Origin of the sequence: Limnothrix sp. FACHB-406 (assembly GCF_014698235.1) — a bacterium.
Lineage (GTDB): Bacteria > Cyanobacteriota > Cyanobacteriia > CACIAM-69d > CACIAM-69d > CACIAM-69d.
Genome location: NZ_JACJSP010000005.1, coordinates 180,530 through 205,121, shown reverse-complemented (window position 1 = coordinate 205,121; position 24,592 = coordinate 180,530). Strand labels below are relative to the sequence as shown.

The 24,592-nt window shown below is 55.0% G+C and carries 17 protein-coding genes; 8 read left to right on the top strand and 9 right to left on the bottom strand.

What is annotated here, in order from left to right; translation table 11 throughout:
- Window positions 1–33: 33 nt before the first annotated feature.
- From hpsA to H6G53_RS07530, 3 genes are all read right to left on the bottom strand, one after another.
- On the bottom strand, window positions 34–5,220 hold the full coding sequence (gene hpsA, locus H6G53_RS07540) for a hormogonium polysaccharide biosynthesis protein HpsA (RefSeq protein ID WP_190531792.1): 5,187 nt from the start codon (window positions 5,218–5,220) through the stop codon (window positions 34–36).
- A 476-nt stretch (window positions 5,221–5,696) separates the two neighbouring features.
- Window positions 5,697–7,049, bottom strand: a complete 1,353-nt coding sequence (locus H6G53_RS07535; RefSeq protein WP_190353954.1) for an aminopeptidase P N-terminal domain-containing protein — start codon at window positions 7,047–7,049, stop codon at window positions 5,697–5,699.
- Between the two features lie 307 nt (window positions 7,050–7,356).
- Window positions 7,357–8,754, bottom strand: a complete 1,398-nt coding sequence (locus H6G53_RS07530; RefSeq protein WP_190353720.1) for a TldD/PmbA family protein — start codon at window positions 8,752–8,754, stop codon at window positions 7,357–7,359.
- Window positions 8,755–9,049: 295 nt separating this feature from the next.
- Here H6G53_RS07530 and H6G53_RS07525 point away from each other — a divergent pair, with 295 nt between their 5' ends.
- From H6G53_RS07525 to H6G53_RS07515, 3 genes are all read left to right on the top strand, one after another.
- Window positions 9,050–9,478, top strand: coding sequence for a hypothetical protein (locus tag H6G53_RS07525; RefSeq protein WP_190353721.1), 429 nt, complete (start codon window positions 9,050–9,052; stop codon window positions 9,476–9,478).
- A complete protein-coding gene (locus H6G53_RS07520; protein ID WP_242026283.1) occupies window positions 9,444–10,313 on the top strand; it encodes an ion transporter in 870 nt (289 codons plus the stop codon). Before H6G53_RS07525 ends, H6G53_RS07520 begins: the two co-directional genes overlap by 35 nt.
- Window positions 10,314–10,425: 112 nt before the next feature.
- The gene (locus H6G53_RS07515) at window positions 10,426–11,247 is read left to right on the top strand and encodes an HAD family hydrolase (RefSeq protein WP_190531790.1); all 822 of its coding nucleotides are present in this window, start codon (window positions 10,426–10,428) and stop codon (window positions 11,245–11,247) included.
- A 173-nt stretch (window positions 11,248–11,420) separates the two neighbouring features.
- On the opposite strand, the gene H6G53_RS07510 is transcribed toward H6G53_RS07515, so the two are convergent.
- Together H6G53_RS07510 and H6G53_RS07505 are read right to left on the bottom strand one after the other, a co-directional pair.
- On the bottom strand, window positions 11,421–12,947 hold the full coding sequence (locus tag H6G53_RS07510; RefSeq protein WP_190531788.1) for a pitrilysin family protein: 1,527 nt from the start codon (window positions 12,945–12,947) through the stop codon (window positions 11,421–11,423).
- A 286-nt stretch (window positions 12,948–13,233) separates the two neighbouring features.
- Window positions 13,234–15,039 carry a pitrilysin family protein gene (locus tag H6G53_RS07505; RefSeq protein WP_242030801.1) on the bottom strand — a complete coding sequence of 602 codons (1,806 nt, stop codon included), beginning with the start codon at window positions 15,037–15,039 and terminating at the stop codon, window positions 13,234–13,236.
- A 432-nt stretch (window positions 15,040–15,471) separates the two neighbouring features.
- Between H6G53_RS07505 and H6G53_RS07500 the strand changes: the two genes are divergently transcribed.
- Window positions 15,472–16,095 carry a TetR/AcrR family transcriptional regulator gene (locus H6G53_RS07500; protein WP_199291392.1) on the top strand — a complete coding sequence of 208 codons (624 nt, stop codon included), beginning with the start codon at window positions 15,472–15,474 and terminating at the stop codon, window positions 16,093–16,095.
- A 75-nt stretch (window positions 16,096–16,170) separates the two neighbouring features.
- On the opposite strand, the gene H6G53_RS07495 is transcribed toward H6G53_RS07500, so the two are convergent.
- Together H6G53_RS07495 and psaM are read right to left on the bottom strand one after the other, a co-directional pair.
- Window positions 16,171–16,806, bottom strand: a complete 636-nt coding sequence (locus tag H6G53_RS07495) for a hypothetical protein (RefSeq protein ID WP_190527745.1) — start codon at window positions 16,804–16,806, stop codon at window positions 16,171–16,173.
- 356 nt (window positions 16,807–17,162) lie between these two features.
- Window positions 17,163–17,255, bottom strand: a complete 93-nt coding sequence (psaM, locus tag H6G53_RS07490) for a photosystem I reaction center subunit XII (protein WP_099535010.1) — start codon at window positions 17,253–17,255, stop codon at window positions 17,163–17,165.
- A gap of 146 nt (window positions 17,256–17,401) precedes the next feature.
- Between psaM and H6G53_RS07485 the strand changes: the two genes are divergently transcribed.
- A complete protein-coding gene (locus tag H6G53_RS07485) occupies window positions 17,402–18,190 on the top strand; it encodes a TerC family protein (RefSeq protein WP_190353725.1) in 789 nt (262 codons plus the stop codon).
- 336 nt (window positions 18,191–18,526) lie between these two features.
- On the opposite strand, the gene H6G53_RS07480 is transcribed toward H6G53_RS07485, so the two are convergent.
- Window positions 18,527–18,688, bottom strand: coding sequence for a hypothetical protein (locus tag H6G53_RS07480; RefSeq protein WP_190353726.1), 162 nt, complete (start codon window positions 18,686–18,688; stop codon window positions 18,527–18,529).
- 941 nt (window positions 18,689–19,629) lie between these two features.
- Window positions 19,630–19,779, bottom strand: a complete 150-nt coding sequence (locus H6G53_RS07475) for a hypothetical protein (protein ID WP_190531786.1) — start codon at window positions 19,777–19,779, stop codon at window positions 19,630–19,632.
- 445 nt (window positions 19,780–20,224) lie between these two features.
- Here H6G53_RS07475 and H6G53_RS07470 point away from each other — a divergent pair, with 445 nt between their 5' ends.
- The 3 genes from H6G53_RS07470 (at window position 20,225) to H6G53_RS07460 (ending at window position 24,539) form a co-directional block, all read left to right on the top strand.
- A complete protein-coding gene (locus H6G53_RS07470; RefSeq protein ID WP_190353727.1) occupies window positions 20,225–20,992 on the top strand; it encodes a Crp/Fnr family transcriptional regulator in 768 nt (255 codons plus the stop codon).
- A gap of 380 nt (window positions 20,993–21,372) precedes the next feature.
- The gene (locus H6G53_RS07465; RefSeq protein ID WP_190531785.1) at window positions 21,373–22,473 is read left to right on the top strand and encodes a hypothetical protein; all 1,101 of its coding nucleotides are present in this window, start codon (window positions 21,373–21,375) and stop codon (window positions 22,471–22,473) included.
- Between the two features lie 134 nt (window positions 22,474–22,607).
- On the top strand, window positions 22,608–24,539 hold the full coding sequence (locus H6G53_RS07460) for an ABC transporter ATP-binding protein (RefSeq protein WP_190531783.1): 1,932 nt from the start codon (window positions 22,608–22,610) through the stop codon (window positions 24,537–24,539).
- The last annotated feature ends 53 nt before the right edge of the window (window positions 24,540–24,592 follow it).

Sequence of the window (24,592 nt, the reverse complement as noted above, 5' to 3'; positions counted from 1 at the left end):
GGGTAAGCCTCGCAAGTTCATCGGGACAGATTATCAGCAACCATCAGGGGTGGTCTCAATTGAACGTCGTAAAGCACAGATGTAGGGATCACCGGCTTCCGGTTCGTTGTAGAACTCGCTCCGAGCTTCACCTGGCGTTATGAAGCGACTGGAAATGGGGCCCACTGGAGCATATTGCAATCCCACGTCGTAGCCCCAGAGTCGTCTTGGGGTCTGGTAGTAGGGAATATCATCCTGACCGCCGACTGGGCGCTGATTGATTTCCCAAGCATCGTGCTCATAGGGGCCCGTTGAGGACGTGCGGAAGTTTAGCTGCAAGAAAGCTCCTGAAATGGTTTGAGACTGGCTGGAGCTACTGCCTCCCCAGTTTTCCAGCATGGGGAGGAAGTTATGGAAACCGCCATAGCTCTGGTTTTCTCGGCTGGAGCCAATGCCGCTGATAAAGATGGCATTCGCTTCGGTTGTGCTCGCACCGGGTAACACACCATTCGCACCACGACCATAGCGTTGGCCCAAGGGAACTGTTTGGTAGTTACCGGTGTAGGGATCGGGTCGTCCAAACTCCGGACGGGCCGCGTCTTCATTGATCCGCTGTAGGGGCTTGCCAGTGTAATCCACTGCCACAGAACTGGTGAAATCAAACCGGTTTTCATGCCACCAATCCAGCACCAAATCCCGTTCCTGATCAGACATTTCTAGGGGACGGTTTTGGGCATAGAACGAAGTGGTGGGCGAAGAAAGCGAGCCAACCCGCTGGCAACCATACCAATCTGCGAGTTTGGGTGAAGCACTAAGGAAGGTATCGCGAATACTGCCATCACAGTAGTTGCCAGACAGTAGGGTGATAGCGTCAGCCAATAGCTCTACTGGCCGCCAAGTGTCCTTGTCAGGTTTCGCAAAGTCTTGGTTCAGATCCTGTCCAGGACTACGATTCCCTCGAGAATAGAAGTTGCCGTAAGTGTCCCGGTTTAAAAGCGCGTTGAACTCTTCAGCCAAGACTCCACCCACTCGGTGCAAGTTGAAGTCACCCTTCACGAATAGAGGATTATCCGTAATGAAGGAGATTCCAAAAATGTTGGCATTGTCAGCACCACCGCCTTCGCGTTTAATCAAAGCACCATTGATCAATCGGAACCCATGGGGTCGTCGATCGGGATCGGCATAGTAGTCCACGGGTTTAGGACTAATGCCAGTTACATCGCTGATCGGCGGATCTTGCCCCAAGGGATTGCTGCGACCGATGCTCATGCGAGCACTTTCGGTATCTATGTTGTAGCTCGACCAGGTGGTAGAGGGCGATCGCTCGATCGCGTCTTCCCGAGTATTGTCCTCCCGGAATGCATAGACGATGCCACCTGCCTCGTTCTTCTTCAGGTTGCCAAAGGTCAACCACAGATCTCCCAAGGCAGATGGAGCGTAGGTTTTTTGCCGCAGCATATCGATATCGATATCCAGCACCCGCTCTACGAGACGCTCTCGCCCGTCCATCAAGGCTGCATCCTTGAAGGCAACCCGGTGATACTCGATCGCCTTGTCTGCTTTGGCCCCATCGTTGTCCACTGCCACAAACAACATCTGGGAGCAGTTAGGAGCTGAATTGGTACAACTACCCGTTGGCGTGAGGTTGTCGTCCACAGGTAGCAGCCAATCAGCCAATTTCCGAGGCTTGATCATGATTGACTCCAGATCCTTATCACTCAGCACCTGGAAATTACCCTGAGCAACCGTCAGATAGGGATCGAAATACAGCTTGTCGTAAGGCGCATAGAACGGATCCGTAGCCCTAGGTTGGGCATGATCTACCTCCACAGACAGGGTAGCAGTGCCCACTTCCAAGTCGGGGATCAGCGTTTTATCTCCATCCGCATCGTGAGCGATGAAGTCTTCAGACAGAGGCCGCGGGAACAGATAGTACAGCGCAGGATATTCGGGTTCTACGGGGCAGAGGGTACCTGCCAAGTGCAAGAACCGCTTCTCTTCCGCAACCGTTCCAGGAACTCCGTAGCCGAAGTAGTTATTTCCCGTTGTCTTGCTGAAATCACAACCAAACTCATAGGTTTTGGCTTGCTCATACACCCGGCCGCCAAAAGCATAGCCGACGGTTAATGATCCGGAGGGCGGTGTGGGGGTCAGGTCATATTGGACGGTGTAGCTGTAGTGATGTTTGGCGGTTTCCGCAGGGATGCTGCCAGCGGTGTTTTTGACCCGGCCGAAGTGGGTGGCAAAGCCAAAGGTGCGATCTCGCTGGATTTGCTCTCGGAGTGCAATTAACCTGGCCCATTGTTGCAACTCAGTGGGCTTCAGGGGGTTACTGTCCAAACGGTTGAGGGCCGCTCCGCTGGTGCTCTTATCTGCCAAGGCCGCCACATAGGCTTCCGGAGGAACCAGTGGTGTCACTTCATCGGTGGAAGCTGTGGTCGCCGCGAACGGATTCTCACCAGGTTTCAGGGCCGGATCCGCAGCCGGAATCCGCTTCAGCAGGGGCGGACTAGCCAGGGGTTGACCGCCCTGGGTTTTGAGGCTAGCCAACTGCACTTCCACAAAATCTGCACCCTCCTGATTACGGCTATTGAAGTCAGAGGGACTGCGCAGCCCGGAGTTTCCTGGATAAACCCGCACAGAGAAGGGCCCCGTGGTGTCTCCGGGGCGAAAAATGTCAACCCGTCCCAACTTGCGGTCATTGGCGCTGTCGGTGCGTGCTCCCGAGAGCCAATCCGCACGGGAGGGGTCTTCCTTTTTATTCCAGGCTGGATCGTTGTCCCCAATTTTGCCGAGGGCTTCCGCCAGCTTATCGAGAACGGTGGTTTGGAAGTCCGGATCGCTGTAGTCGATCGCATCCAAATAGGCAATGTTGTAAGCCAACATTCCAGTACTCAGAGCCGCAGTCTGCTGGGTGGTCGCATCAGCCGGACTGTTGTTGGTGTCATAGAGGGCCCGGCGCAAATTACTAAAGTCGCCCCACTTCACCAACTGCGGGAGCGGGTGAGTTTTGCCTGCTTCCTGCTTGGCGGGAAATGCACCATCCTTGTCCCCCGCAAAGGTCGCCAGGTTTTCCAAAGCTTTCCGCAAGGTCGCGTTTAAGTTGACCGGGGTGCTGGTGGGGCCAGTGCTAACACTGACTAGCTCATTGAGCCGATCCACATCCATTTCCCAACCGTTCGTGCCGCGGCCATGGAAAAAGTCGATCGCAAGTTCCTCTGATTCGTCTCCAAAGCGCTCCCCAAAGGCTGTCCATTCCGGTTTGGTCTTGACACCAGCCGCGATAGGAAGTTTCTCAAAGGTTGCCGACTGTTTCAGGGTGTCGGGAGTCCCCGGGTGAACAGTACTCGTCAGGGCAGCCACCGGCTTTACCCCTTGCCCAACACCTTTGTGAAAAAGCAACGTGCCTTGGACGGCGGCCGGATTATCTTTATAGCTACGACGCTGTAAGGACTGGAGCGGCGTTGTTGCATCAAATTCATCCGCTTGAGAGGGATAGCCCAGGGGATTTTCTAGGGGATTTTCCAGCTCTAGGCGCTGACCGGTAATGATTCGAGTCCCCTCATTGATGGCGCGGCGCTCCCAGTAGCCATCGGCTCCCACTTCTGCCGGTTGTTCCGTATTGGTGTTGCGGGTTAAGCGTTCGTCGGCAGTAATATTGTCACCCACCTTTTTAGTGCCGGGCATCCTCAGCTCTGAGGAACGGCCATAGGTTGGTCGAGGGCCGTAACGATTGTCAGCCCGGTAAAAATCATCCAAATAAGGTTTAGGCAGGGATTGACCGCTGAACCGTGTTTCTGCGTACTCCGCTCCTTCAGCTTTTTGCCAGTTTTCCGCACGGGCTTTAACAGACTTTCGGCGAACGCTAACATCCTCAGTGTATAAGAGCAGCGGATCAAGGGCTAAGTCAATTGCTTTGCCTCCGAAATTTACCGAGTCAGTTTCTGTCGTAAAGTTGCTGTTTCCTTGGACGATCAAGCCACTGGTTGCCTTGTAGTCAACTGATAATTTGGGATCGCCGGCAAAATTTCCGCGAGGCCCTGACACAGCACTCGAAATCAGGTCACCTGGGAAATTTTTACAAATTCCCTCACCAGAATAGCTTTTGCAATTTCCTGAGGAGCTTGCTGGCGAGGCACTAATGCTGGAAGCTTCCGGGTCTTGGTAAAGGCAGGATGAAGGGGCGCTTACCCAAAACAAGCGTGTAGGGTTACTGGCTCCAGCCCAGAACATAGATCCTTCAGTGTGCATAGCTCCATTCCAGTTGAAGCGTGCTCCAGAGAATAGCTCTAGGTCGTTACGAAACCATGCCCCCCATTTATTCCCCTTTTCTACAATTCGGTCTTGCTGGAATTCAAGGGTTGCAATGGTGTTTGTTCCGCCTCCCGATCGAGCGGTATTGGCTCGGGGAATCACAACTGCATCAACCTGAAAGTTCTTGCGGAGGGTAGATGTTTTCTTCTGGTCTTGATACCAGCCAGCTTCAATTGGAGGAAGGATGCCAGGACTGATTTTATTCAGCTTGCCTGCGATATTGCAGGGGCTGTCTGCCCCTTCTTGTTGAATTAGGGGCCCTGTGCGGGTTCTCAAAGCTGCAACACGAGCTTGCAATGAAGCACGCTTCATGTCGGTGTCAAGCTCGCCGCTGGCAGTGGCTGGTAACGAGTTGAAAACGATTGAGTAGGCAACATCAGCGTCCTGCTCACCATCACCATTTGTGTCAACGGGAAACCGCCAGGCCGGATCTAGCTCTCCGTCCCTATTCATATCAATCTGAGTTTCGTCAGGGAGGGTGTAAGACTGATTCCGGGCAGGATTGAAAACTGCATCAAACGCGCTGCTGCCAGTTAGGTTTTTGTTCAGCAACATACTGAGCAAGTATTTTTCGGAGGGCACGCCATTAGTCGTAATTCTTGGGTCTTCTCCGCTAAAAAGCTTTTCAAGCTTCGCTCTGGCGCGATCGATTGCGGGGGTGGCGGCGTTGTAGATCACCTTTTGGGCCCGATCGGCTGCGACTTGATCCGTGCGGTTGAGGGTGCGCAACGAGAGAGCAGTAATCGTAAGGGCCACCACCACCAGCAACAGGGCCGTGGTTGGCAACACGAAGCCCGCTTGCGATCGCAGCCGTCGCCAATAGGGATTAGAAGCCAGGATTTGGGGTCGATCGCCCGATCGCCCTCGACGATGCAACAGTCGCTGGAACTGCGCGATCGTTCGTCCCAATTGGAACGAAATAGCCAAAACTAGCCGCCGCAGGATCATCATATTGGCTCTACCAACTTGGCCTGAGAGTTCTTGAAAAACTGACCCGAAACACACCCATTACAGCAAAGGGCGGGGCGTTGGAGAGTGACCGTCAATCTCAGAACGGTTTCTCGCTACCCCAACATGACTCACTGTCCCTAGACCGGCGGCGCTCCGAATCGGTTCCATCCCAACCACGCCAGGTGGCTGTGCTTGAACCGCCCAAAAATTATCGGCTTGCAGCCTTGAAGTGTCGCGCTTCAGGGGAGCAACCAAACCGGAGCATCGCCTAGGGCTTGAGGGAAGATCTAAGCACTTAGCCCAAACGTACCCATCCGCGATTCTGGATCGATCGGGAAATCAGAAGTTTTTCTTAATTCTTTACATTTTAGGGCTTGACAGATTCCAAGTCGAACGGACCAGCTACCTCACTGGAGCGATCAGCCCGTCCATCCAACCTGATTGGCTTCCGCCTAGCCATTGCCCCAAGTCAGATCAGCAACCTGTTTAGGCACAGCGGCCGTCAGCACGTCATGGCCACCCTCGGTCACCAATACATCATCCTCAATCCGAATCCCAATGCCGCGCCACTGTTCCGGCACTTCCGGTTGAGCGGGCCAATCATCTTCCTCGCCGGGCTGCTTCGGTTCGATGTCCGGGGCAATGTAGAGGCCTGGCTCCACCGTCAGCACCTGGCCCGGCTGGAGATAGCAGGGATCATCGCCATAGGTGTAGACCCCCACGTCATGCACATCCAATCCCAGCCAATGACTGGTGCGGTGGGGATAGAAGGGGCGATAGAGTTCTTTTTCAATAATTTGTTCTACGCTGCCGACCATCAGCCCTAAGTCTAGTAGACCTTCAACCAGGACTTTCAGGGCCGCGTCATGGACGTTGCTGTAGGGATCACCAGGTTTGACCGCTGCGATCGCCGCCATCTGGGCCGCCAACACTAGCTCGTAGAGGGTTTGTTGCTCGGGGCTGAAGCGGCCATTCACCGGAAAGGTGCGGGTGATGTCGCTGTTGTAGTAGCCGTAGGCGCAACCGGCATCGATCAGCAACAGATCGCCATCTTGAAGTTGGCAGTTGTTTTCCACGTAATGCAGGATGCAGGCGTTTTCCCCGGCAGCGACGATCGCCGGGTAAGCCGGCCCCCAACCACCACGCGATCGACAAAGCCGATCGAGTTCCGCTTGCACTTCATATTCCCAAACGCCGGGCCGGGCCATCTCCATGGCCCGCTGGTGGGCCTCGGCGGCGATGTCGGCCGCTTGGCGCATGGCCGCCAGTTCCAACGGGGACTTGATGTTTCGCAGTTGGTGCAGGCGGGCGATCGGGTCTTCGAGGGCTACCGGGCCGCGCCCTTTGCGGAAATAGCTCCGGCGCTGCTGTTTCCACAGATCCAGAATCTGCGCATCGAACTGGGGATCATGACCCAGACTGTAAAAGATGCGATCGCCCGTTTGCAGGTATTGCGGCAGCTTGGCGGTTAACTCTTCGATCGGGTAAACCACGTCTGCCCCGATCGCCTCTTTGGCCGCTTCCACCCCCAGCCGCCGGCCCGACCAAGTTTCCGCCAGCCGATCCTTAGGACGCACAAATAAGATGAATTGATGTTCCTCGTGGTTAGGAGCTAGCACCGCTACGGCCGCTGGTTCATCAAACCCGGTCACGTAATAAAAATCGCTGTCCTGGCGGTAGTTATATTCCACATCGTTGTGCATCACCGCATGGGGCGCACTGCGGAAAATGGCCACGCCGGAGCCGATTTTTTCCAGCAACCGGGCTCGGTGCGATCGATATTCCTCTGCCCAACCGGGAGCCATGTAACCCGTGGGCGATCCGCTGCTAACCCTTGCTGTGGCGACCATCGGCGATTGCATCCTTAAGCGATTCCTAACTCAAGCCAAAACTGATAGACAGTGGTGGCACGACAAATCTAAAACGTTCAATCAGGTTTGGAGAGCCGTTTTGGCAACCCAAAGGCCTTGGAACCGTTGCCAAATTCCCAAAATCCTGATGTTGCCGTTGAGAGACCGTGAGCAGCAAGGGGCTTAAGCCCCTTGTCTACGATGTGATCGAGGCATGAAAAATCAGCCGCTTCAGCCTGCCCCTAGGCGATAACGACAGCCCCTAGGCCGCTTCACCACCCACAACCACATTGCGAATCCGCAGGCTGGGGCCACCGCAACCAACCGGTAATCCACTTTGGCCGCCCTTGCCGCAACCGCCGGACTCATCCCAATAGAAGTCGTCCCCGATCGCCTCAATATCTGCCAGGGTCTTGAAGGCATTGCCCGACAGGGTGACATCCCGCACCGGCTCGGCCAGTTCGCCGTTGCGCACCATCCAAGCCTCGCCGGCCGTGAAGGTGAACATTTCGCCGTTGGTCATGCCGCCCAACCAGTTGCGTGCATAAACCCCCTCTTCGATCCCGGCGATCAACTCCGCTGCGGGCGTTTCGCCACGCTCGATCCAAGTGTTGGTCATCCGGACGATCGGGGCGTAGTGATAGTTCAAGCAGCGGGCATTCCCCGTGGGTTGTTCCTCCAGTCGGCCTGCCGTTTCCCGGGAATGGAGCCGCCCGGTCAACACGCCGTTGGTGATCAATTGGGTGGTGCTGGCCGGTGTGCCCTCGTCATCGTAGGCATAGCTGCCCCGATGGCCGGCAGGTGCAGCACCATCAAAAATTTGCAGATTTTCGGGGCCAAAGCGGCGACCCAGGCTCATGGTTTCCAGCAAATCGGGATTTTCGTAGGCCATATCGGCTTCGGACAAATGCCCAAACGCCTCATGCACAAACAAACCCGTCAAGATTGGGTCAATCACCACCGTATAGGTTCCGGCCTTCACCGAAGGGAGCGACAGGGCATCCACCGCCCGCCGGGCCGCCCCGCGCACCTGGTCATCTAATTGGGTCAGGTCTTCATAGCCGTTGCGGGAGCCGGTGGTTTCCCGGCCCGTTTGCACCGTTTCGCCATTGCGGGCCGTGGCCGCAAACCGCATCTCCATATCCACCCAGGATTGCTCCAGCATTGTGCCTTCGGAGGTGGCTAGCAGGGTGCGTTGGGTGCTGTCGCCGTAGCGCACCATCGTGGTGGCGATGCGACCGTCAACGGCGCGCAAAATTTCTGCATAGTGGTCGCAAAGGGCCTTTTTGTCCGAGAGGGACACCTGCCGGGGATCAGTGCCGGCCAAGGGCAAGGTGCAGGTGGTCTGAACCGGCGCGACCGAAGCCAGGAGGGTTTCATCATCCCCCACCAGATGGGCCGCCGCGATCGCCTCTTCCAATCGTTCCAGAAGGGTATCCAGTCGGTTAAAGCTGGCAAAGCCCCAACCGCCCTTGTGGCAAGCCCGCACTTGCCCCCCGATCGCCACGCTTTCGCTGAGGGTTTCCAGGCGACCCCCGCGCAGCAGAATATCGGTTCCCTGAGATTCTTCGAGGCGGATGGCCAAAAAGTCCACCCGATCGCGGTAGCGGGCGATCGCCTCAGTCAGTCGGTTACGAGCATCGGTCAGCCAGTCAGTCATAACGCGGTTGCGGATTCAGTTCGCTGGAACGCTTGCGAGCACTCACTTTGGGCAGTGGCTTCTATTATGGCTTGGCTGGGGCCTTCCGGGCCGGAACCGGGCCCGATCGCCCAAAGCTTGCCTAAAGGTGGCTTGGTTGCCCGCTGGGGACAAGTCAATTGCCCGCCAATTGCACGCAAGTTGCACTATTGTCGATCCTAGGCTTGGGTTATGTTGCTGGCTTTCAGTTCCCATGGCTCCCCAAGGCTGCCAACTCCTTAAATTCCACCCCAGATTTAAATTCCACCCCGAGATCATGAATTCCGTTGAACGTTTGATTGTGATGGCCGAAGACGAACTCACTGAGTTCAGCACTGATGCCCGCAAGGTCGAAAAATTGCGCCGCAAAATTGGTCTGACCCTCTCGGCTGCCGAACAACGCCAAGCCAAGGAGCAATTAAAAGCGGAGTTGGCTGAAGGGGGACAATTGGCGGAGTTTGTGGAGAAACAGCGCCAGTCGATCGCCCTGCCCTTTTGGGGGGTGACGGGTCTTGGGTTGCTGATTGGTGTGTCCATGGAACAGCCGGCCGCCTTTGTGTTTGTGATTGCCGGAACCTTGGCCGCCTGGACGGTGCAAAAGTGGGGATGGCGTTTGCAAGCCAAGCGGTTGATTTTGAACACCCTTGAGGACTTGACCAAAGGCGGTGGGAATGGCGGAAATAGTGATTCCGCCGCCGCCAACTAGCCCCATGACGGCAGTAGAAGCAGGGCGATCGCGCACTCCCGTTCAACAGCGAGTGATCGCAGTTCTGGATGATTTGGAAACGCCCCTGAGCCGTTGGGTGAACGGGGCCATTGCCGTTTCAATTCTGTTGTCGGCCGTGACCTTCGTAATTGAAACCTTCACAATTGATGATCAATTGCGGATGGTTTTGACCGTAGGCAACCGCATGTTGGCCGGGGTGTTTGCGGTGGAATATGCCCTGCGGCTGTGGTGCGCAGAACAGAAGTGGCGCTATGTTTTTAGTCCTTACGCGATCATTGATGCGATCGCGATCGCGCCGCTGCTGATTGGGTTTTGGGATGTGCGGTTTTTGCGATTGTTGCGGTGGTTTCGAGTGTTGCGCCTGGTGCGCTTTCTCGATCGCCGCTACCTTCCCCAATGGCTGGCGGCGGACGATCGCCTGATTATCACTCGTATTTTGTTTACTCTTTTTTCCATTGTTTTTATTTATTCTGGCTTGATTTATCAGGTTGAACATCCCAAAAATCCTACCGTCATTGAAAATTTCCTAGATGCCTTTTATTTTGCGGTGGTTACCATGACCACCGTGGGCTATGGCGATATTACACCCGTTTCCAAGGTGGGAAAATTGGTCACTGTTTTGATGATTTTGTCAGGAATTGCCATTATTCCTTGGCAAATTAGTGACTTGATCAAGAGCTTTGTGAACACCAACGATAAAATTCGGAACGCTTGCGATCGCTGCGGTCTGATTTTTCATGACCCAGATGCCAGCTATTGCCGTCGTTGTGGAGCAGCTTTGCCCAGTTCTGCCGATGACATTGCTGATTTGTAAATCACGATTTTTTGGTATTAATTCAACTAGTTTTGTCCCAATTAGCATTAAGCTAATCAACCCCAAATTTCCAGTTTAGTCTTGCCCCAATTAGCATTAAGCCAATCAACCTATGATCTCTAGTTCTGAACCCATCCTGTCACCCGATTTATTAGCTTTGGACTTTGATGGGGTGCTCTGTGATGGACTGTTGGAATATTTTGAAATTGCTCGCAAAACCCATCAGGAACTGTGGCAATTCGCTGACCCGATCGCCCCAGAGCTAGCGGAATCGTTTTATCGGCTCCGGCCCGTAATCGAAACAGGTTGGGAAATGCCCGTTTTAATTCAAGCCTTGGTGGATGGGCATTCAATCGCGGACATTCAATCCCATTGGAGATCGATTGCAGAGACCATTGTGCAACGCGATCAATTAACAGCGGCCCAACTTTCACAACAATTAGACAGCAACCGCGATCGATGGATTCGGGAAGATTTGGACGGCTGGTTGGCGTTGCATCGCTTTTTTCCAGGGGTGATTGAGCAATTAAAAACCTGGCTTAATCCAGCTAATGCCTACTCTTCTTTAGAGGTTGTGATTATTACCACCAAGGAAGAGCGGTTTGTGCGGCAACTGCTCGATCGGGCAGGGGTTCATCATCAATCCTTAGCAATCTTTGGCAAGGCAACTCGTCAACCGAAAGCCAGCACCTTAAAGCAGTGGACTGGGCAAAAGTCTAATATTTGGTTTGTGGAAGATATGCTGCCAACCCTGAATAAAGTGATCCAAGAACCGGCCTTGGATCGAGTGGAATTATTCCTAGCCAATTGGGGCTATAACACCGAGAGCGATCGCACCCAGGCGACCCAGAGCGATCGGATTCATTGCCTCAGCCTTGAGCAATTTACCCAACCGTTTTCCCAATGGTTAACCGCAACCAATGCAGCTCGTTAACTCTCAGAAAGTTCTGAAGAACCAAACCTGAGCGATCGAACTTGAGCAATCAAACTTGATACGTTACCAACTAAAATCGACCTAACCAGACAAGGGGCTTAAGCCCCTTGCCCCTGTGGTTCTTGGTAACACTACAGTTTTGATTGCAACTCAGGCTGAGTGAACCAAATAGGTCAAGAATTGCGGCCAGTTGGTACACCGGGAATTGTGACATCCAAAGCGGTTACCGGCTGTCCTAATTGATTGAGTGGTGGCTGAATTGACTTCTGATTTCCCACCACCAAGGTCACCAATTGATCAGGTTTTAGATAAGTCTGTGCTGCCCGCTGCACATCCTCAATGGTGGTAGCTTGAACGGCTTTTTGGTAGCGGAAAATAAAATCAGAAGGATAACCGTAGTAATCGTAGGTCATTAATCGGCCGAGGGTTTGAGACGGGTCAGCAAAGTTGAAAATGAAGGAATTGAGGGCTGATTCCTTGGCAAAGTTCAACTCTTGATTACTAATTGGTTGGCTACGAACTTTGGCAATTTCTGCCTTTAAGCCCTGAATTAGGGGCACAGTTCCTTCGGAACGAGTTTGGCCACCGGCTTGGAAAGTGCCAGGAAAGTCATAATTCGGGCTCCAGTAGCCATAGACCGAGTAAGCAAGGCCCTGGCGTGATCGCAGTTCGTTAAACAGGCGACCCCCAAAGCCATTCAGCACATCATTGAGGACGGCCATGGCGGGGTAGTCGGTGTTGCTGACGAGGCCGCCCAGGTGACCCAGAACAACGGAGCTTTGGGTGAGCTGGGGCCGATCAACCACAAACACGCCGCTGGTCTGCACTTGGCTGACGGCGGGTAGCGGATTTTCACGGTTGGGGCCCGGCTGCCAGTCGCCCAGGCGGGCTTCGATCAGGCGGCGCATGGCTGTGCGATCGAAGTCCCCGGAAATGCCCAAGATGATGTTCTGGGGAACGAAATAGCGCCGATAGAACGACTCCACGGCCGGGCGATCGATCCGATCGAGCGTGGCATATTCCACCGTGCGGGCGTAGGGGCTGTTGGCTCCGTAGAGCAATTTGTCAAATTCACGGCTGGCGATGCCGTCGGGGTCGTCGTTGCGCCGGGCAATGTTCCCCCGCAGTTGGGTTTTGGCGAGGGCAATTTTTTCCGGGGCAAAGGCGGGCGATCGCAACACTTCCGTGAACCAGCCGAAGACCGACTCCAAATCCTCGCTGAGGGCGCTGAAGCTGACACTACCGGAAGCAATGCCAATGCCGGACTCGATCGAGGCGGCCCGGTCTTCCAGGAGTTGATCCAATGTGGCGGCATCATGCTGCTGAGTACCCCCCGATCGCAATACATCCCCCACCACGTCGGCCAAGCCGGCCAGGTCTTCCGGTTCCCACCGGGATCCCGTCCGCACAATGGCTCGGCCCCCAACCAGTGGCAGTTCATGATCTTCCACCAAATAGACCGTCAGGCCGTTGGGCAATTGGAAGCGATCGTAATCCGGCAGCTTTACCTCCGGCGGCGGCGGTAATTGCAACTCCGTGTAGTGCAGGGGGGTATCAGCCACGGCCGGCTGTCGCACTCCCAACACCAACAACCCCACTAAAAGGGCAATGGTTAACCAGCGCCAGCGCCGATCGCGCCGAGGCTGGGCTGCGAACTGGTGCGGGGAACGGCGCGCCCCGATCGAACGAAAAACCTTCATGGCTACTCTGTACCCTCAATGAACCTTGCGCCTTGCGTTTTGTTCTCGATTTTGGATCTTGAATTCTGGATCTTGAATTCTGGATCTTGAATTCTGGATCTTGAATTCTGGATCTTGAATTCTGGATCCTGGATGTTGGAATGCTGGCTATTGGGCGACAGCGTTTGGATCGCCGCTTTGTAGATCGCCACTTGTTGAATCGCCGCTGCTGGCTGGGAGCGTTTGAATCGTGACTGAATGGGCAACTTTTGCACCATTCAGCCTCCTCAACCGATCGCCCCAAAGGCTATTTGGGCAATAGCTTCAGCACCGTGCGATTTTCAGGGGTGAAGGTCTTGCGAGCCACCCGTTGCACATCGGCCGGCGAGATCGAGCCAATTCGATCTAGCTCCGCAAACAAATTGCGCCAATTGCCCGTTTTGGCTTGATATTCCGCCAGCAGGGCCGCCATGGTGCTGTTGGAGTCGATCGCCCGCAGTTGGTTGGCCCTGGCTTGGGTTTTCACGCGCTCTAGTTCCGCCTCGCTCACCGGCTCATTTTTCAGGCGATCGAGTTGGCGATGCAGTTCCACCGCAATTTCATCCACAGAATGATCCGGCGCACTCAGGGCATAAAACAGCATCAGTGTCGGGTAGCGATCGCCCGGAAACCCGTATAAACCCGCGATCGAGAGGGCCAATTGCTTTTCCTGCACCACCGACTGATAAAGGCGAGAAGTGCGCCCATCCGACAGCAAACTAGCGATCGCCTCATAGACCACATAATCGGGATCCGTCTTGGCCGGTGCGTGATAGCCCTCCAAGTACCAAGGCTGAGATTCAAGCTGCAAATTGACCGATCGCGTGGCTGTTTGGCGCGGCTCCACCGGAATTGGCAAATTCGGCAGGGGCCGCCGTTGGAATCGACCGAAATAAATTTCCGCCAGCCGCTTCACCTCCGTCGGCACCACATCCCCCACCACCACCGCCGTCAGATTATTGGGCGGGTAATGGGCCTCATAGAAACGGCGCACATCCAACCGGGTCAGGTTGCGGATGTCTTCGTCATAGCCAATCACCGGCCGATGGTAGGGATGAACCTTAAAGGCTGATTCCAAAAACACTTCCACGGCCTTCCCGATCGGGGAGTTATCCGTGCGCATCCGGCGCTCTTCCAGGATCACATCCTGTTCCTTATAAAACTCCCGAAACACCGGATCCAGGAAGCGTTCTGACTCCAGCGACATCCACAACTCCAGCTTATTGGCTGGGAAACTGTAGAAATAGCGCGTGGCATCCGCAGAAGTGGTGGCATTTAACCCCACGCCGCCCGCCTGTTCCACCAACCGCCCAAACTCGTTTTGTTTCACGAAGGGTTGGGCCTGCTGTTCCAAGGCCAGCAACTGTTGGCGCAGTTGTTGGGCTTCGGCGGTTTTGCCCTGGTCGCGCACCGTTTCGTATTGGGCCATCAAGGCATCCATTCGATCGAGAATCGCCTTTTCTGACTCAAAATCCGTTGTGCCAATCCGGCTGGATCCCTTGAAAGCCAAATGCTCCAGAAAGTGGGCCACGCCTGTTTTGCCGTCCGGCTCTTCCGCACCGCCCACATTGGCATAGGTCATGAAGGACACCACCGGAGCCTGGTGGCGCTCCAGCACAATGAATTTCATCCCGTTCTTGAGGGTGAATTCAGTGATTTGCTGTTGCACCCGATCGAGGTAGGGCTTAATCGATGCGGCCTTGGCTGTGGCCGAGTGGCCATTCAGCCCCGCCGTCGTTACGTCTTTGCTGATCACGTTGCTAACCACCGGGCCGCTCATCGGCTCAGACGTGGGGGAAGTAGAAATGACTTTAGAAGCAGCATCGGGGGCAACAGTCGTCATGGATGGCCCAGAGAACCATGGCGATGTGTCCAGGGCCCAGGCCGCCGAAACCACACCGGAACCCAACCACAGGGATCCTGTGAGACCCGCCAAGCCGGCCACCAGCCCGATCGCCCGGACAAGGCCCAAACCCTGATCCCGCAGGACTTGTCCCAGATGATGCACCAATGCCAAGCGATCGCCCGATCGCCCTAACTGCTGCCATTTGCCGTGATTTATGCCTGACAACATGCCTGCCAATCGTGGGTATATGTTGAAGTGAGAATTACAGTGCCGATCGCGTTCAAAGAGCGTTTAAAGGTGGAGAACAGCCGCACCCGCCTCAGGCAAATTTAAAGAAATATTGCCTTGATTGAAACACCAGCCTGGTGACCCAAGCTGGCGAGCAGCTTCCAGCATAGTCGAGCCGCCGGATTTCATGGGTAATTCAAAGCCATCGGCCGAAACTTACGGAATCATGAACTTCGGTAGGCAAAGGATCAGTTTTATAACGTTCCCTTAATTCCAGACCCAGTAGCCCCTGGCCCCGTTGACAATAGCGATCAATTAGCCCCTTGCCATTTTCTCTTGACCTTCTGTTGTTCACCCATCTTTTTTCCTAATGGTCGATCACCCCTTTTTGCACCCCTAATCCCACTGGCTTGCGTCCAAGGAGTCCTAGCCATGCTGCGTATCGCTCACCGCCCATCCCCTTCTGAAACTGAAACCCGCACCCGCATTCTGCAAGCGGCTCAGCAGCTATTTGCCCGCCAGGGTTACGATGCCACCACCACCCGCGACCTGGCCCGGGCGGCTGGCGTGGCCGAAGGAACCCTGTTTCGGCATTTTGATCACAAAAAATCGATTTTGGTGGAAATTGCCACCCAAGGTTGGGTCGAAATCCTAACAGACCTGTTGATGGAACTCAGCGAAATGGCCAGCTATCGAGCCATCTCGCAAGTGATGCGCAAGCGGATGAGCAACCTGAAGCAAAACGCCGACATGATGCGGGTTTGTTTCATGGAAGCTCAATTTCACCCAGAATTGCGCGATCGGATCCAGGTGGAGGTGATTGCCAAAATGATGGATGTGACCGAAGCCTTTTTCCAAACTGCGATCGATCGGGGAATTTATCGCCCCATGAATCCCCGCATCATTGCGCGGGTCTTTTTGGGCATGTTCGCGATCGCCGGCTTCAGCGAGTTGACAATTATGGAGCCGAATATTTCCCCCCGAGAACTTCAGGAAATGGCTGAAGGCATTGCTGATATTTTTCTCAACGGGGTGCTCGACAAAACCAACACTTAGTAACTCCTCAGCGATTAGCTCAGCAGGGCAAAAGTTAAAGAGAATTTGACTTGGCCCTTTTGACCTGCCGTGCCCCTAGGCTTGGTGCAAGGTGGCAATCACCCACACATCGCATAGCAATAGCAACAGGGCGCAACCCAGCAGGGCAATGTACATCCAAGGTTGCGCCAAGGGCCTGACATCACGCATATCAAGGCCCGTTTGTCCTTGCACTTGCTTCACCAAACGGGAAAAGCCCGCAACCCGCATGGGCAGCAAATAGCCTTCGCCCGATCGACTCAGGAAGTAGTAAACCAAGCCACCTTGACCGGTCGTTTTGGGTTTCAGCGCTTGGATATCGCTCCAGGGCAAAAACCAACCCTTGCGAATCAGCCAGCGAAACCAAACGGGATAGGTGACGCGGATCCCTTCTGTGGTTAGCTCCACCTGTTCAGATAAGGCCCCCCACAACAACACCAGCCCGATCGCCAGGCCAACCCACAGTGTCGAGGGCGAAATGCTTGGGGAAATGCTCGGATCGTTGGCTGCCCCATTCACCTGGGTCAGAAAGGGCAGCGGAAGGGTTAGGGCCCCATAAAGCAAAACCAGGGTGAGCCGAATCAAAATTGAAATTCGGTAGGTTTTGGGGAGGGGGAGTTCTGGGGCGATCGGGGGTTGGGGATCCGCTGCGGACGAGGACGGGGCGATCGAGTTCGGAGGTGGCGAAGACATCCAGCAAACTCCTCAGGCTTCACAATTCTTGATGGTTTTCGCCTCTAGGGTAACGCGCTGGCTCGATCGCCCTCAGTATTTCCGCCCCACTAGCGGTTTGTTCATCAGCGGTTTGTTCATGGACGCTTTCTTGATGAGTGCTTTCTTCAAGAACGTTTTGCTCAGAACCCATCAGCCACCCAATCGCCCGCCAGGGATCGGCAGCCAAACATGATAAACCCCCGGTCGCGATCGCCACTGGGGGTTTGCTCAACCGATCTTGAACAGGCTCGCGATCGCGACCCCCCAAGACCAAGAACTCAATGATCGAGAGCTGTTGATTAGCTGCCGATCAACGGACTCGAACGGACTCGAACTTACTTGTACAGTTCGGTCGAAAGGCGGAAAGCCAGAATGCCGGGGATGATGGCAATAACTAGGGCGACGTAAACTTGCGTATCCGAAAGCATCGCTCTAAAGACTCCAGATGTTAAAGGGACTGACTTCACTACTTTCAACCACCCGGCTCAATTCAGGAATAGGTTCGTTACAAGGCGTAATAACAGCGTTAGGCTAGTAGGAGTTGCAAAATTTGCCATCAGACCATTGGCCCGAAATGCTCGATCAGTTCCTCGACTTTTACCCCAGCTTTGGCGTTGACACCGCGCTGTTGTTATTGGTGTTGGTGGCGTTGGAGGCCGTGCTCTCGGCAGACAACGCAATCGCCCTCGCTGCGATCGCCCAAGGATTGCAGGATCCCCAACAACGCACCCGGGCCTTAAATTTTGGGCTAGTGGCAGCTTTCATTCTGCGCATTGCCCTGATTTTGCTCGCCACTTGGGTGATCCGCTATTGGCAAATTGAAATGGTGGGGGCCCTCTATCTCCTGTGGCTCAGCTTCAAGTTTTTCACGGGGGAAAATGACGACGATGGCGAGGGCCACAAGGCATTTCGGTTCCAAAATCTTTGGCAAGCCGTTCCCACCATTGCCTTCACCGACCTGGCCTTTTCCCTGGATAGCGTCACCACCGCGATCGCCATTTCTGACCACACCTGGCTGGTGCTGACGGGGGGAACCCTGGGAATCATCACCCTGCGCTTCATGGCAGGGCTGTTTATCCGTTGGTTGGATGAGTATGAAAACCTGGCGGCCGCTGGCTACGTCACCGTTGGGTTTGTCGGTGCGCGTCTGTTTTTGAAGGCGATCGAGGGAGCCTTGGGGGTCGATCTTTGGGTTCCGCCCGATTGGATGACGATCAGTTTCATCGCCATCACCTTCATTTGGGGATTCTCGGTGCGCAAGGAGTCCGTGCAAACGGAAACGGTTACCGCAGAGTCGATCGCCCCCAACCCCAACTCCGAAGCCCAAGACCAACCAGCGCCAGAGCCGATCGACCAGCGCTAGGGCTTCTGGCTCAGAAATTCTCAGTAGAGCCAGGCAAATCTAGACAGATCTAAATGGATCCAAATAGATCCAAATAGAGATCTAAACAGATCCAAAATCATTCCCAAAATCCGAAGGATTCCGAGCTGCTCCGCCGGATCTTTCGGATTTGCTGTTTGGAGGTGGACTCCAATTTGCGTAGGTGAAAAAATAAACCGCCCAGCACAGTATTCCAGGGCGATCGCTCAAGTGTTGAGCAGGCATGGCAGACCCACAGTTGGGTATTGAACGAACCAAAGCCGCGATCGCAGGATGGACTGAACTAGGCGGATAACCAACCTAACGGAGCAAAGAACCTTAGGAGTCGAGACGCTGCCGCGAAAGGGCTTGCAACTGTTGCAACAGGGACTCGATATCCGCTTGCAGGTGCAGGAACTCAATTTGTTGCTTGACATCGAAGGGCAACTGCACTGCCTCTGCCGCCGCCGGTTTACTTACCACAGAAGACGCACTAGCCATAGGTTTATTGAAGAAAAATGAAGATCGTGGTGGTTTGAAGCAAGTATTTTGGCGCAATTCTAACGCGAAGTTTACAATTGTCCACCCCTCGTTACGAATTAACCCCGTCTGAGACAGACCCCGATCGAGACTCTATGACCCACAGTGCGGGCCGATCGCCCCATTTCCCGTGCTTCGGGTGTGGGTTTCCGATCCGGAACCTCACCCCCACCAAGTCCTCGGGGGATCGTTAACCTGTTGCCAGGGGCCGCGGTCATTTTGCACGGGCCGGTTTCTCATTCTGTGGCTCAACTCCACGTCCTCAACCCATTGCTTAATTTGATCAACTAATCGAATAGTCAAGATCAGCTAATCGCTAGACCAATTGCCTAATTGAATTCACCAGACCTCGTTCACGAAAACCCCTTTCCTCCAGATCGACTGATCAACGATCATCTTGTAGGTTGGATTGAGGCGCGAAACCCAACAACAGCAAGGGTTATAGTGATCTAAACCAATTGCCTGATTAAGCTGATCGCCCCGTTGAAAGATCGCCACAGAAAATCGCCGAAGCCTCCAGGCATTCAGCGTTTTCAGGAAATTATTCGCAGGAAAAGTACGCTCAGGAAAATGATTTTCAGGAAATCAATCTTCAGAGGCTGAATCACGATGAACCAGCCGTCAAAGTGCTTTGTCGCAAACCGCCTTTTTCTTGAAGTGCTGAAGGCTGGGACGACAAAATCAGCATTATTGATTTTTCTCGATTAATTTTGTCTCGATCGACTGCATCTCGATCGGTTTTGGTGGCCGGCTTCGATGGGTTGAATATACCCCTTGATCAGAAAGAGTGCCGACGACTGTCCGTGTTTCGTCTCGGCACTCTTACTGGTTCGCTCCTCACACACCACCAGAATGATAGCCGAGGAATTTGAATCTGTCACCCCATCGCCACCCAAAATCCATCAGAAATTCACGTCCTTGTCATGGAAACCCGTCCCCATCAAGGGTTGGGGCACTTGAGAAATTTTTTCGCGCGTCATGATTTTGGGGCTGAGTCGGCGCAAATCCTGTGGATCGCCCCCCGATCGCGTTGTATCGATCCAAGGAACCAAAGGAACCAACTGAACTAAGGCGGTTTTCTCAAAATATTACCCAAAATATCTACTCATCGATATAAACCGATGAAATAAATCGAGATCAAATTGGCCAAGTCAATGTCAAATCAGCAAACCCAACCGGCCGATCGAGCAGTTCATGCCACCCAGATCAGGGATTGTGGCTTGTTTGACTAAGCCCAGGAAAACTGTGAAAAAATTGGGCAGATATCTACCCGAGTTTTTCCCGAGTTTTGAATATACTGGGCAGCAATGGAACTTTGATACATCCTCCATCCCAAATCGAAACCAGCAGCCCGAAACTAGAACCCATGAGATTTTGGGTGCAATGTAAACGAGCTGTTTCAGGAATGGGGCCTCCGTATTTTCACGGTTATGATACGGGTGATCCCTTGGGCTATCTACGTTCGATCGCTGTCCCTTTTGCACTGGGTTTCCTGTCATGTATTCGCCTCTGACGCAGTCCGAATTTGATCGCCCCTTCCTGACTTGGCAGCGTGTGCTGGATTGGGCCCAGGATCACTACCGCTGCCGCACTTTCGGCAAAGATGAAAAGATTCCCACTCGCCCGGGCCTCTTGTATCTCGTAGAGCGCGGTGCGGTGCGACTGGTTGGCTCGTCGGTCATGACTGCCACGGCTGCCATTCAGGATCAAGATGAAGACGAGGACGGACTCGATCCCGCAATGGATGAGGCTTTTCTGGGGTTTGTGGGGCCTGGGCAGCCCTTTGAAATCATTGCCCAGTCGCCCTTCGCGCTCCAAAGCTACGCCCATGTGGATCGCACCAGTGTGCTGTGGATGTATTGGAACGACTTGGAAAACTGGCCCCACTTCCGCCGCGAAGTGCTGGATGCGTTCCGTCAACAGCACCAACGGAAGCTGCTTTGGTTGAGCACCTTGGGCCAACGCCGCACGATCGATCGCCTGTTGGGTTATCTGACCCTCCTGATTGAGGAGTTTGGTCAAACCTGTGACGATGGCTATTACTTGCCCTGGACGCTAACCCATGCCCAAATTGGCAGTGCGATCGGCTCAACGCGAGTGACCGTGACCCGCCTGATGGGGAAACTGCGGAAGCGCGGTCTGATTAGCACCCACGGCGATGGTCTAATTTGCCTACCAGCGGAAGTGATGGGTAAATCCTTGCGAGATGTCAGCCCCAAAGCAACCCTAATTACCGAGTCTCTGCCCCTGGCTGCGGCTGTGTAGGCGAGATGACCCGATCGGGACGATAGCGGGGCTATGGCGAGGCCATGTGGGCATTTTCGCTGTTCTCATCACTGCCCTATTCACTGTCCCATCCACTGCCCCAACTGTTGGTCATTCCCAAGGATCCTCGGTTGAGGGAGCAGCAGCCTACGGCAAACCTACACCGCTGAAGCAAAATAGAGACGGTTCTGGTTGAAAGTGACGGAAACGAAAATCAATGGGCCGGATTCTGAACCATGGATTCAGAGTCCGGTTTCGATCGCTTTCCCGTGAGTTCGCTTTCGGTTTAGAACTTTGGTTCGCATCGTCGCTGGGAGGGGGGAAATGCCAAACCAGGACGATTGCTATTGCTCTTTTTTGGTACTGCTGCACCAGGGCCTATGACGGCGCAATCTTCGGTTCTTGATCTTGCTCGCCAGGGAGATCCCATGGCGATCGCCCGGTTGATGAATCAATCCCTTGAGCCTGCCGGGGTACAAGTCCGCACGGATCTGATCCAGGATTGCCTGACGGTGATGGCGGCGGGCGAGTTGGGGCCGCCGGATCAGGACTTTTTGGTGGATTTTGTGCGGCGGGGAATGCTGGGGCTGGCTGCGCCCGTGGTGCGGCGGGTGGTGGTGCAGGGCTATGCGCCCGGAGCGGCGGCTCCCAGTTGGCAAATGGGCATTGATCTGCAAGGAGCCGGGACGATCGCGCCTCGCCCATTGGTGACCCAGCCTTCGAGTCGATCACGCCGGGCCGGAGGGGCACGTTCTGGGCAACCCTCGGAGCGATCGGTTGTTCATACCGTGGCCGCCACGGATGCCACCCTGTCCACACCACGGGTCATCGGCTGGGTGAGCATTCTAGCCCTGGCGATCGGGGCCACGGCGGCGGCCCGCTGGGCCATCGCTTGGCTCGGAGAAACCAACATTTACGAAGTGGCCTACGTGGGCCATTTCCTCCGCAGTTTGGAAATTTTGGAACTGCTGAATCTGTTGGTGTTTGCCGTGTTGGGCATGGGCGCAGGCATCGCGGCCGGTGTGTTGCCGCCTCCTCGGGGCCAACAACTCACCGCACTCGTGTTGGCCGTGGCCGTGCCCGGTCTGTTTGCCATTGCTCCGGCCGTGCGGCAACAGGCCTGGATTAACCGCGCCGCCGACCATCAACGGATCACGCCCGAGCAAGCCAAAATTCAAGTTGAGCGCTTTTTGAGCAAGCAGGTGGGACAAAGCGGCCTTTGGGGGTTTTATACCTACTCAGCTCGCTATCCGGAATTGCCCTTGGCTCCGGATGCCATGCGGGAAATTCCCACCATCGATCGACAGGTGAAAGCCACCCTGGCCAATTTGCTGCGCTGGCAAACCAAATCCATTGAGCAACTGTTGGAAGGTTGCACTTGGGGCGTGCGGGGTTTTTATCTCCTGTTGGCCGTGCTCACCACCTTGACCCACTTCCAACAGGGCTTGCGCTACGGGTGGCGTTGGTTTGGCTGGCGCTAGGCCGATCAGCCGATCAATCGTTCGGAAAGAGATTCAGAAATTCAGTTGGTAGAATCAGGGCAAATTTCCTGGGTGGATAGTTTCACTGTCGCCCGCTCGATCGCACCCTTTGGCAACGCACCCTTTGGCAACCTATGACCCTCTCCCCCGTCCTTGACATTCGCAATTTGCAAGTGGAATTTGGTGCCGGTGAGTCGGCCATGCGAGCGGTGGATGGGTTGTCCTTGCAGTTACAGCCCGGTCAAACCTTGGGACTGGTGGGGGAATCTGGCTCGGGAAAATCCGTCACGGCCTTGGCGATCGCGGGGTTGCTGCCCGAATTGGGTCGCGTCAGGGGGGATGGCATTTGGTATCGAGAACCCAATGCCGAAGAAGCGGTGAATTTGCTGAAGCTTTCACCGGAAGCTCTGCGGCGTTACCGAGGGCGACGGATTGGCATGATTTTTCAGGAACCCATGAGCGCCCTGAATCCGGTCTATACCTGTGGGTTTCAGATTATTGAGGCGATTCGATTGCACCGGGGCCTGTCGGAGGCAGCGGCCCGACAACAGGCGATCGCCCTGTTGCAGGAGGTGAAGTTATTGCCGCCGGAGTTGGAACTGCGGGCCCAAATTCGCGATCAGTGGCGCAACGGCAACCCCAGCGATCGGGAATTGCAACAGGCCGTGACCCAACGCCAACAGGCCATGCTCGATCGCTACCCCCACCAAATGTCCGGTGGTCAGCTCCAGCGGGTGACGATCGCGATCGCCCTGGCCGGCGACCCGGCGATTTTGATTGCCGACGAACCCACCACCGCCTTGGATGTGACCGTGCAGGCGCGGATCTTAGAACTGCTGCGGGAGTTGCAACGCCACCGCGCCATGTCCATCCTGTTCATCACCCACGATTTGGGGCTAATTGCCGAACTGGCGGACGATGTGGCGGTCATGTACCAGGGGCAGTTGGTGGAGCAGGGATCCGTGGAACAAATTTTTACCGCCCCCCAACATCCCTATACCCAAGGGCTGCTGGCCTGCCGGCCGCGCCCAGAATTGCGGCTGCGCTATTTGCCCACGGTGGCGGACTTTTTGAGTGCAGCAGCGCGGGATTCAGCCCCGATCGAACCGGGTTCATCTGCCGGCTCATCTGCCACATCCCTTGCGCCCCAGACCCCGATCGCCCTGGCCATTCCACCGGACGAAACGCGCGATCGACTCACCAAACTCCAAGCATTGCCGCCCCTGCTGTCCGTGCGGGATTTGCGCGTGGCCTACGCGGTCAAGGGCTGGCTGAGCATGGCCCAACGGCACGCCTTGGCTGTGAATGGTGTGTCCTTTGAGGTGTTTCCTGGGGAGACCTTGGGCCTGGTGGGTGAAAGTGGTTGCGGCAAAAGCACCCTGGCGCGATCGCTCCTGCGGTTGATTGAACCCATGGGTGGCCAAATTCGCTTTGATGACCAAGATATTTTGCAGCTCAAGGGCAAGGCGCTACGGGCCCTGCGGCGCGAAATGCAAATTATTTTCCAAGATCCCTTCAGTTCCCTGAATCCGCGAATGACCATCGGGGCCGCAGTCATGGAACCGATGCTGATCCATGCCCAAGGCAAAACCAACCACCCCCTACCCGCCCGCAAAATGTATCGCGAGCAGGCGGCCTACCTCCTGGAGCGGGTGGGTCTCAAGCCCGACTGGATGAACCGCTATCCCCACGAGTTCTCTGGCGGTCAGCGCCAACGGATTTGCATTGCCCGGGCGCTGGCCTTGAATCCCAAGTTTCTCATCTGTGATGAGTCCGTGTCGGCGTTGGATGTGTCGGTGCAAGCGCAGGTGCTGAATTTGCTGAAGGAATTGCAGAGCGAATTTAGTTTGACTTACATTTTCATCTCCCACGACTTGGGCGTGGTGAAGTTCATGAGCGATCGCATCGCCGTAATGAACCAAGGCCGGTTTGAGGAATTGGGCCCCGCTGATCAGGTCTATGACCACCCTCGGGAAGATTACACGCGCCAACTGATCGCGGCCATTCCCAAGGGCCGGTTCGATCGCGCCATGGCGCAACCCCAACCCGATCGCCAGGCTTCTTGAGCCGATGCCAAACAAGACCAGTCTGAAAAGACCAACAAGGCGGCCAGCGCCTA